Origin of the sequence: Piscinibacter defluvii (genome assembly GCF_004011805.1) — a bacterium.
GTDB classification, from domain to species: Bacteria; Pseudomonadota; Gammaproteobacteria; order Burkholderiales; family Burkholderiaceae_C; genus Piscinibacter; species Piscinibacter defluvii.
In genome coordinates this window covers 262,697-274,652 of record NZ_ML137197.1, presented here as the reverse complement: position 1 = coordinate 274,652, position 11,956 = coordinate 262,697, and the positions used below count along the sequence as shown (strand labels likewise).

Annotated in this window: 8 protein-coding genes; all 8 read left to right on the top strand. The window is 71.2% G+C overall.

From position 1 onward, the window contains the following. Nucleotides 1–7: 7 nt before the first annotated feature. The 8 genes from D9C15_RS04980 to D9C15_RS04945 all read left to right on the top strand — a co-directional run bounded on the left by D9C15_RS04980 (nt 8) and on the right by D9C15_RS04945 (nt 11,950). Nucleotides 8–1,321 carry an NAD(P)/FAD-dependent oxidoreductase gene (locus D9C15_RS04980; RefSeq protein WP_310734459.1) on the top strand — a complete coding sequence of 438 codons (1,314 nt, stop codon included), beginning with the start codon at nt 8–10 and terminating at the stop codon, nt 1,319–1,321. Continuing rightward, complete coding sequence (locus tag D9C15_RS04975; RefSeq protein ID WP_127996337.1) at nt 1,321–4,476, top strand: glycoside hydrolase family 15 protein; 3,156 nt, start codon at nt 1,321–1,323, stop codon at nt 4,474–4,476. The genes D9C15_RS04980 and D9C15_RS04975 overlap by 1 nt, the downstream gene beginning before the upstream one ends. Further along, nucleotides 4,473–5,819, top strand: coding sequence for an MATE family efflux transporter (locus D9C15_RS04970; protein WP_127996336.1), 1,347 nt, complete (start codon nt 4,473–4,475; stop codon nt 5,817–5,819). Before D9C15_RS04975 ends, D9C15_RS04970 begins: the two co-directional genes overlap by 4 nt. Before the next feature lie 22 nt (nt 5,820–5,841). Further along, a complete protein-coding gene (locus D9C15_RS04965) occupies nt 5,842–6,867 on the top strand; it encodes a substrate-binding domain-containing protein (protein WP_240668291.1) in 1,026 nt (341 codons plus the stop codon). A gap of 251 nt (nt 6,868–7,118) precedes the next feature. Further along, the gene (locus D9C15_RS04960) at nt 7,119–8,390 is read left to right on the top strand and encodes an ABC transporter substrate-binding protein (RefSeq protein ID WP_127996335.1); all 1,272 of its coding nucleotides are present in this window, start codon (nt 7,119–7,121) and stop codon (nt 8,388–8,390) included. Between the two features lie 92 nt (nt 8,391–8,482). After that, entirely contained in the window at nt 8,483–9,385 is a 903-nt protein-coding gene (locus D9C15_RS04955; protein WP_127996334.1) for a carbohydrate ABC transporter permease, read from the top strand. Nucleotides 9,386–9,455: 70 nt separating this feature from the next. Next, nucleotides 9,456–10,295, top strand: a complete 840-nt coding sequence (locus D9C15_RS04950; protein ID WP_127996333.1) for a carbohydrate ABC transporter permease — start codon at nt 9,456–9,458, stop codon at nt 10,293–10,295. Beyond that, nucleotides 10,292–11,950 (top strand): alpha-glucosidase family protein, encoded by a 1,659-nt coding sequence (locus D9C15_RS04945; RefSeq protein WP_127996332.1) that lies wholly within the window; start codon nt 10,292–10,294, stop codon nt 11,948–11,950. Before D9C15_RS04950 ends, D9C15_RS04945 begins: the two co-directional genes overlap by 4 nt. Nucleotides 11,951–11,956: the final 6 nt, after the last annotated feature.

Genomic DNA, 11,956 nt, shown 5'->3' with positions numbered 1-11,956 from the left:
CGGCGGCCTGCACCGCATCGTCGTCGTCGGCGGCGGCGCCGGCGGTCTCGAGCTGGCCACGCGGCTGGGCAACCGGCTCGGCAAGCGCGGCAAGGCGCACATCACGCTGATCGAGAAGGCGCGCACGCATTTCTGGAAGCCGCACCTGCACGAGATCGCCGCCGGCAGCGCCGACCTGCATTCGCACGCCACCGACTACCTGGCGCAGTCGCACTGGCACGGCTTCCGCTACCGGGTCGGCGAGATGGTCGGGCTCGACCGCGAGAAGCGCGAGGTGATCGTCGCGCCGGCGATCGACGAGGAGGGCGAGCCGATCACCGTGCCCTACACACGCGGCTACGACACGCTGGTGATCGCCGTGGGCAGCCAGACCAACGACTTCGGCACACCCGGCGTGGCCGAGCATGCGATCGCGCTGGAGACGCCGGCCGATGCCGACCGTTTCCACCGCCGCCTGGTCAACGCCTGCTTCCGCGCCCATGTGCAGCGCGTGCAGGGCATCCCGCTCGAGCCGCGCCAGCTGCAGGTGGCCATCATCGGCGCCGGCGCCACCGGCGTGGAGCTGTCGGCGGAGCTGCACAACGCCACCCGCACGCTGGTCTCCTACGGGCTGGACAGCATCGACGCAAAGCGCGACATCCGGCTCAACCTGATCGAGGCCGGCCCGCGCATCCTGCCGGCGCTGCCCGAGCGCATCTCGGGCGCGGCGCATGCGCTGCTCGCCCGGCTCGGCGTGCAGGTGCGCACCGGCGCCAAGGTCACCGCGGTCGCCCCGGAGGGCGTGACGCTGGCCAGCGGCGAGCTGATCCCCGCCGAGCTGGTGGTGTGGGCGGCCGGCGTGAAGGCGCCCGACTTCCTGCGCGAGCTGGCCGGGCTCGAGACCAACCGCCTCAACCAGCTGGTGGTCGAGCCCACGCTCGCCAGCACGCGTGACCCGAACGTGTTTGCGCTCGGCGACTGCGCGGCCGCGCCCTGGCTCGGCCACCAGGGCAACGTGCCGCCGCGCGCCCAGGCCGCGCACCAGCAGGCCACCCACCTGGCCAAGCAGATCGAGCGGCGCCTGAAGGGCCAGGCACTGCAGCCCTGGACCTACCGCGACTTCGGCTCGCTGGTCTCGCTGGGCGAGTACAGCACCGTGGGCAACCTGATGGGCTCGCTGGTGGGCGGCAACCTGTGGGTCGAGGGCCTGTTCGCGCGCTGGATGTACCTGTCGCTCTACAAGCTGCACGAGCTGGCGCTGCACGGCTTCTGGAAGACCGCGCTGGGCTCGGCCTCGCGCATCCTGACGCGCGGTACCGAGCCGCGCGTGAAGCTGCACTGATGACCCAAGACGCCCTCGACACGCTGCGCGCGCAGGTCGACGACATCATCCTCGCGCGCCAGGACCCGGGCACCGGCCTGCTGCCGGCCAGCACCGCGGTGACGGTGCACGGCGACTACCGGCATGCCTGGGTGCGCGACAACGTCTACAGCATCCTGGCGGTCTGGGCGCTCGCGCTGGCGTACCGGCGCGCCGGGCGCGGCGCGGCGGCGGCGCCGCTGGAGGACGCCGTCACGCGCCTGATGCGCGGCCTGCTGGCGGCGATGCTGCGCCAGGCGCACAAGGTCGAGCGCTTCAAGCACACGCAGGATCCGCTCGACGCGCTGCACGCCAAGTACGACACCGCGCACGGCGAGCCGGTGGTGGGCGACGCCGACTGGGGCCACCTGCAGATCGACGCCACCGCGATCTTCGTGCTGATGCTGGCGCAGATGAGCGCCTCCGGGCTGCGCCTCGTGAGAACCGCCGACGAGCAGGCCTTCGTGCAGAACCTGGTGCACTACCTCGCGCAGGCCTGGCGCACGCCCGACTACGGCATCTGGGAGCGCGGCCACAAGCGCAACGAGGGCGTGGCCGAGCGCAACGCCAGCTCGATCGGCATGGCCAAGGCGGCGCTCGAGGCGATCGCCGGTTTCGAGCCGCTGCCCGGCGTCGCGCCGCCGGTGCAGGTGATGGCCGGCGACATCGCGCATGCACGCGACACGCTGGCCGCGCTGCTGCCGCGCGAATCGGTGTCGAAGGAGACCGACGCGGCGCTGCTGTCCATCACCGGCTACCCGGCCTTCGCGGTCGACGACCCCGAGCTCGCAAAGCGCACCCAGGCCACCGTGCTGGCCAAGCTGCAGGGCCGCTACGGCTGCAAGCGCTTCCTGCGCGACGGCCACCAGACCGTGCTGGAAGACCATGCCCGGCTGCACTACGAGCCCGGCGAGCTGCAGCAGTTCGAGCACATCGAGTCCGAGTGGCCGCTGTTCTTCACCTACCTGCTGATCGATGCCGCGCTGGCCGGCGATGCCGAGGCGGCCGCGCATTGGCGCACGCGCCTCGAGGCGCTGATGCAGGAGTGCGACGGCCAGCGCCTGCTGCCCGAGCTGTACGTGGTGCCGGCCGAGGCGGTCGAGGCGGAGCGGGCCAGCCCGCACAGCCAGGCGCGCGAACCCAACGCCAACGTGCCGCTGGTGTGGGCGCAGAGCCTGTACCTGGTGGGCGTGCTGCTGCACGAGGGCCTGGTGCACCCCGAGGACCTGGACCCGCTCGGGCGCCGCCTGGGCGACGCGGTGCGCCCCGAGGTGCGCGTGCAGGTGCTGCTGCTGGCCGAGGACGAGCTGGTGCGCTCGCGCCTGGCGGTGCAGGGCCTGGCCGCCAGCACCGCGGCCGAGCTGCAGCCGCTGGCCGTGATCGACGCCGCCGAGCTGGCGCAGGCGCTCGCCGGCCTGGGGCGCAGCGAGGCGCTCGGCCTCACGGGCCGGCCGCTGCACCCGCTGTCGAGCCTGACCACCGGCCAGCTGTTCGAGCATGCCGGCGGCCAGGCGCTGTGCCTGCCCCCGCTGTGCCAGCGAGGCGGCTTCTACCTGGCGCTGGACAACCGGCTGCTGGTCGAGCAGATCGGCTCCGAGCTGGCCTACCTGCACCGCCACTGGCGCGGCGACGGCCAGCCGCTGCTGCTGCTGCCGATCGGGGCCGAGCTGCTGGATGCTCCGGGCGCCGACGCGCTGCTCGGCTTCCTGCGCGAGCTGGCCGCGCGTGGCGAGGGCCCGGGCGGCGGGGTCGACCTGGCACCGCCCGCGCCGCAGCTCGCGCGCGCCGTGCGCTGTCGCCTGCCCGGCCTGCGCCTGGCGGCCACGGGCAGCGCGTCCGCCGACACCGGCGCCGGCACGTCGCCCGACTGGGACGAGGCGGCCACGCGTCCGCTGTCGGCACCGCGCGCCGCCGCCATCGCCGCCGAGACCGGCGCCGACCTGCTCTGGCGCACCTTCGCGCGCAGCCGCAATCCGTACGAGCAGGCCGAGGTGCTGGCGGCGCTGGCGCGCCGCGACGACACCGACCGCGAGGCGCTGCGCCGCCACGCCGAGGCGCTGTATGCCCGTGCGGCGCAGCGCCGCCGCTGGGGCTTGGTGCGGCGTGCCGCCGGCCTGCTGCGTCTGCACGACGACGCGCTCGAGGACGCCGTGGCGCAGCTGCTGGCCGCGGGCAAGCGAGTCGCGCTCGGGCGTGCCTATGGCGCCGGTGCGGTGGTCGACCGGCCGCTGTCGCGCAGCGAGCTGGTCGAACGGATCGAGCGCTTCGGCGGCGACGATCCGCGCGGCCGCGCGCTGATCGAGGAGGTGGTGCTGCTGCTGGGACTGCTGGCCAAGGCGGACGCCACGCTGTTCGAGGGCACGCTGACGCTGCGGCCCTGGCAGTCGGTGCGGCTGCTGACCGCCTGGCTGGCGCGCGAGCACGGCGTCGCCTCGGCCGAGGCCTTCGAGCACCTGCTCGAGCTCAGCCCGCATGCGGTGCTCGGCCGGTTGCGCGAGGTGTTCGCGCGCGAGCAGGAGATGGCCGCCAACGTGCTGCGCATGCAGTCGCTGCACCGTGTCGGCGGCGGGGCGGCGCTGGTGCACGTGCAGTTCCCGCCGGCCTTCGACCCGGCGCTGCCCGACGGCCCGGGCGAGGGCGGCTGGGCCGCCTGGCGCGAGACGGCCGGCGCGATCGGCCGCACGCCGGCCGACTTCCACGCCCGCGTCTGGGCGCTGCTGCAGCATTGCGGCGGCCTGGTGATCGGCGACCAGCTCGACCGCGCCAACCGGCTCGACAGCGCGCTGGCCCGCGCCGACAGCACACCCGGCGAACACGGCTTCGCGCTGCAGGTGGACGAACTGCTGCAGCGCATTGCCGCGCCAGAGTACCGCCAGCTGTGCATCGAGGCGCTGCTGGCGCTGTCCGACATCACCGAGGCCAATCCCGAGCTGCGCATCGGCGAGGCGCTGGTGCTGGACGTGCTGATCGGCATCGCCGTGCGCCTGGGCTGGCAGGAAGGCCGCGCCGACGCCGACTACAACGAACATGTCTCGCAGGCCTGGCAGGCGTTCTACGCGGCGCCGCCGCACCGCGTGGCCAACCTGGTGATGGCGGCGGTGGCGCATCTGCTCGAACCGGAGGCCGACACGGCATGAAGCCGAGGCCGCGGCTCAATGCGATCGCCGGGCCGATCCTCGGCGAGTTCCTGCTCGGCATGAGCGTCACGATGGCCGGGCTGTGGCTCGCCTCGCACACCTCCGATGCCGCGGCCGGTGCGTTCGGGCTGTCGCAGCAGGTCTACGAGACGCTGGTGGTCATCTTCCGCGTGCTGGCGATCGGGCTGGGCGTCGTGATCGGCCAGGCGCTGGGCGGCGGCGGCGACGAGTCGGCGCGCCGCACCGCGATGGTGGCACTCGGCGCCAGCAGCTGGGCCGGCCTCGCCGCGGTGGCCTGCGTGCTGTTCGGCGACGAGCTGGTGCTGGACCTGCTGAACGCGCCCCAGGCGGTGGTGCCGCTGGCCGCCCCCTACCTGCAGCTGCTCGCGCCGGTGCTGCTGCTGGAGGCCTACAACCTGAGCATGGCGGCGATCCTGCGTGCCCACCTGCACGTGCGCGATTCGCTGGCGGTGATGGTGGTGATGCATGGCCTGCACCTGCTCGCCGCGGTTCCGCTGATGCGCGGGGTGGGCGAGTGGGACGGCCTGGGCCTGAACGGTTACGCGGTGGCGATGCTGCTGAGCCGCGCGATCGGGCTGGTGCTGCACCTGTGGCTGTGGCGGCGCCGCATGCAGCTGGTGCCGCGCGCGCGCGACTGGTGGGCCGTGCCGTGGCCGCCGCTGGCGCCGGTGCTGCGCATCGGGTTGCCCGGCGCGGCGGTGGAGTTCGTCTACCGCGGCGCCTTCATGGTCTCGCTGGCGGCCACCGCGCGGCTCGGCGTGGAGGCGCTCGCCACCCACTCCTACACGCTGCAGATCCTGAAGTACGTGCTGCTGGTCAGCATGGCGATCGGCTGGGCCACCGAGATCATGGTCGGCCGCCTGGTCGGCGCCGGCGAGCTGCGTCAGGCCGACGCGCTGGTGCGCAAGGGCGTGCGCAACGGCCTGCTCGCCTCGGGCGGCTTCGCGCTGCTGGTGGCGCTGGGTGCACCCTGGCTGATGCGCGGCTTCACCCGCGACCCGGTCATCATCGAGGCCGCCCAGACGCTGCTGTGGCTCTCGCTGGCGCTGGAGACCGGGCGTGTCTTCAACCTGGTGCTCAACGGCGCGCTGCGCGCCACCGGCGACGCCATCTTCCCGGCGCTGGCCAGCATGGGCTCGCTGATCCTGGTGATGGGCGTGGGTTCGTTCTGGATGGGCCGCTGGCTCGGCCTGCCGGGCATCTGGCTGGTGTATGCGCTGGACGAGTGGATCCGCGGCCTGCTGATCCTGTGGCGCTGGACCAAACGCGGATGGCTCGAGCATGCGCGCGACACCCAGCGGCGGGTGCGTGGCGCCTCATAAATCATCTGCAAGAATCGCCGCCGTGGCCATCGACCTGAAACAGCTTTCCGCCCGCCTCGGCCTGTCGCCGACGACGGTGAGCCGCGCGCTGAACGGTTACACCGACGTCAGCGAGGCAACCCGGGCGCGTGTGATGGAAGCCGCGCGCGAGCTCGGCTACCAGCCCAACCTGGCGGCGCGCCGGCTCGCGCTCGGGCGCGCCGACGCGGTGGGCATCGTCTACCCCGTGGACACCGACTTCATGGGCAACCCGCTGTTCCTGGAGATGATCGCGGGGGTGTCCGACCGGCTCGACGACGCCGGCATCGACGTCCTGCTGGCCGTGGCGCGCGAGAAGACCGAGCTGCGCACCTACGAGCGCCTGGTGCGCGGGCGCCGCGTCGACGGGCTGATCGTCGCGCACACCCGGGTCGTCGACGAGCGCGTCGAGTACCTCAAGCGGGTCGGCTTCCCGTTCGTCGGCTACGGCCGCACCGGCTCGCCCGAGGGCTTCGCCTGGCTCGACTTCGACAACGAGGCCGGCAGCGTCGAGGCGGTGCGGCGCATGGTGGCGCTGGGCCACCGGCGCATCGCCTACGTGCACGCACCGCTGGCGATGAACTTCGCCGCCCAGCGCCATGCCGGCTTCCTGCGCGGCATGGCCGAGGCCGGCATCGCGGTGCGGCCCGAGTACGTCGTTCCCGGCAGCCTGGACCGGCGCGGCGGCTATGCCTCGGGCCGGCAGCTGCTGGCCATGCCCGAGCGGCCCACCGCCATCCTGGTGGACAACAACCTGGGCGGCGTGGGCGTCGTGCGCGCGCTGCTGCAGGCCGGCATCGCGATCGGCCGCGAGGTCTCGGTGGTGGTCAACGACGGCGTGCCGCCGGACACGCTGCTGATCGGACAGGACGTCGCCGGCGTCACCCAGCCCACCGCCTACGAGTCCGGCCAGACCATGGCCGGCATGCTGCTGACCTTGATCGACGGCAAGCCGCTGGAGCAGCCCCAGGTGCTGCGCCAGCCGGTCTTCGTCGACGGCACCAGCCTCGGGCCCGCGCCGGCGGCCTGATCACCCTTTCGATCTCTCGGGTACAAGCAGTTTCATGCCAAATCGCTTTGGGTAGTTTCCGAAGCGTTTTGAGAGGGCAGATAACCTCGCTCCGAACATGCCAGCGGGGAAAACACCGATGCCGCTGCGGGGCGATGCCCCTAGGCTTCAAAGCGCTTTCGGCGCAACCAAAGCGTTAAAGAAAACCGGCTCGGTCAGCCCTCGCGGAGAGCGCGGCCGGACCCCTGGATCACCAAGGAGACATGCGCATCATGACGTCCCGCCTCACCCGTCCGCTGGTCGGATTCGCCCTGTCCTTCGTCGCCGCGGCCGCCTGCCAGGCGGCCACGATCACGATCTCCTGCGGCAGCAACGCCGCCGACCTGGAGTTCTGCGGCAAGTTCGCCGAGGAGTGGGGCAAGAAGAACGGCCACGAGGTGAAGATGTACACCCCGCCGGCCAGCACCACCGACAACCTGGCGCTGCTGCGCCAGCAGTTCGCGGCCAAGTCCTCCGACGTCGACGTGATCATGATCGACGTCATCTGGCCGGGCGTCATCAAGGACCACCTGGTCGACCTGAAGAAGTACAGCAAGGGCGTCGAGTCGACCCACTTCCCGGCCATCGTGAACAACAACACGGTGGACGGCAAGCTGCTCGGCATGCCCTGGTTCACCGACGCCGGCCTGCTGTTCTACCGCAAGGACCTGCTCGAGAAGTACGGCGTCAAGCCGCCGCAGACCTGGGACGAACTGGCCGCCGGCGCCAAGAAGATCATGGACGGCGAGCGGGCCGCCGGTTCGGCCGACTTCCAGGGCTTCGTGTTCCAGGCCAAGGCCTACGAGGGCCTGACCTGCGACGCGCTCGAGTGGGTGCACAGCTTCGGCGGCGGGGAAATCGTCGACAAGGCCGGCAACATCACGATCAACAACCCGCAGGCGGCCAAGGCGCTGGACACGGCGGCCTCGTGGATCGGCACCATCGCCCCGGGCGGCGTGCTGAACTACGGCGAGGAGGACGCGCGTGGCGTGTGGCAGAACGGCAAGGCCGCCTTCATGCGCAACTGGCCCTACGCCTGGTCGCTCGGCCAGGCGGCCGACAGCCCGATCAAGGGCAAGATCGGCGTGGCCGCGCTGCCCGCGGGCACCGGCCCGGGCGCGAAGAAGGCCGCCACGCTGGGCGGCTGGCAGCTGGCCGTCAACAAGTACTCGAAGAACGTCGACGCGGCCGCCGCGCTGGTGATGTACATGACCAGCGCCGAGATCCAGAAGAAGCGTGCCGTCGGCGGCTCGTACAACCCGACCATCCCGGCGCTCTACAAGGACGCCGACATCCTGAAGGCCAACCCCTTCATGGGCGAGCTGCTGGACGTGTTCACCAACGCCGTCGCCCGCCCGTCCACCGCCACCGGGCTGAAGTACCCCGAGGTCAGCCAGACCTTCTGGGACGCCACCCACGAGGTGCTGTCGAAGAAGAGCAAGGGCGCCGACGCGGTGAAGAAGATGGAAACCAAGCTCAAGCAGGTCAAGCGCAACAAGTGGTGATCTGAGACCAGCGGGCCGGGGCCGCGCGACGCGGCTCCGGCGTGCCGGCCCGCGCCGGCCACGCCCAACCTCGCCTTCCCCTGGGGGTGCCCATGAAAGACCGGACCCGCATCGCGTGGATCTTCCTCGCGCCGATGCTGTTCCTGATGCTGCTGGTGGCCGGCTGGCCGCTCGGCCGCTCGATCTGGTTCAGCCTGACCGAGACGAACATCAACGACATGTCGGCCAGCACCTTCGTCGGGCTGGCCAACTACTGCGGCGAGTTCGGTCTGTTCTGCAACGAGGCCTTCTGGGACGGCGACTGGTGGATCTCGATCAAGAACACCTTCAAGTTCTCGATCGTCTCGGTCCTGCTGGAAACGCTGGCCGGCCTGGGCGTGGCGATGCTGCTGAACCAGGAGTTCAAGGGCCGCGCGATCGTGCGCACCGCGGTGCTGGTGCCCTGGGCGATCCCGACCATCGTGTCGGCCAAGATGTGGGGCTGGATGCTGCATGACCAGTTCGGCCTGATCAACCAGCTGCTGGTCGACTGGGGCGTGATCGCGCAGAAGATCGCCTTCACCGCCGACCCGGACTACGCGTTGTGGACGGTGGTGGCGGTGGACGTGTGGAAGACCACGCCGTTCATGGCGCTGCTGATCCTGGCCGGCCTGCAGACCCTGCCGAAGGACTGCTACGAGGCCGGGCGCGTGGACGGCGTGCACCCGCTGCGCATGTTCTGGAAGGTCACGCTGCCGCTGATCAAGTACCCGCTGCTGGTGGCGGTGGTGTTCCGCCTGCTCGACGCGCTGCGCATCTTCGACCTGATCTTCGTGCTGACCTCCAACAGCAGCAGCACGATCAGCATGTCCGGCTTCGTGCGGCGCGAGATGGTCGACAACGGCAACCTGGGCTTCGGCTCGGCCGCCTCGACCTCGCTGACGCTGATCATCTTCCTGTCGGCGGTGCTGTTCATGCGGGCTGCGCGGGTCAGGCTGTCGGAGGAATCATCGTGAACGACGCCGGGCCGTTCCCAAGACGTTCAATCCCCCTGGGGGGGACCGCGCGCAGCGCGAAGGGGGCCACATGAACCAGCAGCGTCCCCTGTGGGGCAACCTCGCGCTGTACGCCGCCGCGGTGCTGGTGGTGGTGATCTCCGTGTACCCGTTCCTGTACACGCTGGCCACCTCCTTCAAGACCGGCAACGACCTGTTCAGCACCAGCCTGCTGCCGACGCAGGCGACCATGAGGAACTACGTGCAGCTGTTCGAGGGCCGCCAGCCCTTCGGCCGGCACCTGCTGAACTCGATCATGGTGGCCACCGTCACCGTCGCGCTGGCGATGCTGATGGCGGTCACCGCCTCCTACGCGCTCGGCCGCATCCAGTTCAAGGGCAAGAGCGCGCTGCTGCTGGCCATCCTCGCGGTCTCCATGTTCCCGCAGGTCGCGGTGCTGTCGGGCATGTTCGAGCTGATGCAGGCGCTGGGCCTGTACAACCGCGCCATCGGCCTGGTCGTGCCCTACACGATCTTCACGCTGCCGTTCACGGTGTGGATCCTGACCACCTTCATGCGCGGCCTGCCCAAGGAGCTCGAGGAGGCGGCCATCATGGACGGCTGCGGGCCGCTGCGCATCATCTTCCAGGTGTTCATGCCGCTGCTCGCGCCGGCGCTGGTCTCCACCGGCCTGCTGGCCTTCATCGGCGCCTGGAACGAGTTCCTGTTCGCACTGACCTTCGTGACGGTGGACACCGAGCGCACCGTGCCGGTCAGCATCTCGCTGATCACCGGCGCCACGGCCTACGAGATCCCCTGGGGCTCGATCATGGCGGCCTCGGTGATCGTCACCGTGCCGCTGGTGCTGCTGGTGCTGATCTTCCAGCAGAAGATCGTCTCGGGGCTGACCGCCGGCGCCGTCAAGGGATGACGATCGTGAAGGCGCCCAACAGCGGCTGGTGGCGCGGCGGGGTGATCTACCAGATCTACCCGCGCAGCTTCGCCGACAGCAACGGCGACGGCATCGGCGACCTGCCGGGCATCACGCGCCGGCTCGAGCATGTCGCCAAGCTCGGCGCCGATGCCGTGTGGCTGTCGCCGTTCTTCAAGAGCCCGATGAAGGACTTCGGCTATGACATCAGCGACTACCGCGACGTCGACCCGATGTTCGGCACGCTGGCGGACTTCAAGGCCCTGGTCGAGCGTGCCCACGCGCTCGGCCTGAAGGTGATGGTCGACCAGGTCTACTCGCACAGCTCCGACCAGCACCCCTGGTTCGTCGAGAGCCGCGCGAGCCGCGACAACCCGAAGGCCGACTGGTACGTCTGGGCCGACCCCAGGCCGGACGGCACGCCGCCGAACAACTGGCTGTCGATCTTCGGCGGCAGCGCCTGGCAATGGGACACGCGGCGCCGCCAGTACTACCTGCACAACTTCCTTGCGAGCCAGCCCGACCTGAACTTCCACAACGAGCAGGTGCAGCAGGCCGTGCTCGACTGCGTGAAGTTCTGGCTCGACTTCGGCGTCGACGGCTACCGGCTCGACGTCGTCAATTTCTACTTCCACGACCGCGAGCTGCGCAGCAACCCGGCGCGCGGCGAACCCGACGGCAGCGACCCGGCCGTGCCGGCCACCAACCCCTACGGCTGGCAGTGGCACCGCTTCGACAAGAGCCGGCCCGAGAACCTGGTCTTCCTGCAGCGCCTGCGCGCGCTGCTCGACCAGTACCCGGACACCACCATGGTCGGCGAGATCGGCGACGACGACGGCCTGGCCCGCGTGGCCGAGTACACCGCCGGCGGCCCGGATGGCCAACCGCGGCTGCACATGGCGTACTGCTTCGACCTGCTCGGCACGCCGCACGACGCACCCTACCTGCACAAGGTGTTCTCGCGCTTCGCCGAGGTGGTGGGCAGCGGCTGGCCGTGCTGGGCCATCACCAACCACGACATCCCGCGCGTGGCCACGCGCTGGGGCGGCACCCATCCGCCGCCCGGCCTGCTGCGCGCCGCCGCCGCGCTGCAGCTGAGCCTGCGCGGCAGCGCCTGCCTCTACCAGGGCGACGAACTCGGCCTGCCCGAGGCCGAGATCGCCTTCGAGGACCTGCAGGACCCGTACGGCATCGCGATGTGGCCCGAGTTCAAGGGGCGCGACGGCTGCCGCACGCCGATGCCCTGGGAAGCCTCCGCGCCGGACCTCGGCTTCGGCAGCGGCGCCGCGCGGCCCTGGCTGCCGCTGGCCGAGGCGCACCGCGCGCTGGCGGTCGACCGCCAGGAGGCCGATGCGGGCTCGCTGCTGCGGCACTACCGTCAGCTGCTGGCCTGGCGCCGCACCCAGCCGGCGCTGCTGCACGGCGAGATGGACCTGTTGCCGGTGCACCCGCAGGTGCTGGCCTACGTGCGGCGTCACGCCGGCGAGCGCGTGCTGTGCGCCTTCAACCTGAGCGCCGAGGCGGCCGTGCTGCCGCTGCCGGCCGGGCACGCCGTGGCCGAGCTGCTGAGCGGCAGTGGCGCGCGCGGCGCCTCGGTGCAGGGCGCCGAGTTGCACTTCGAACCCCACGGCGTGCTGTTCGCGCGGCTCGCCTGACCACCA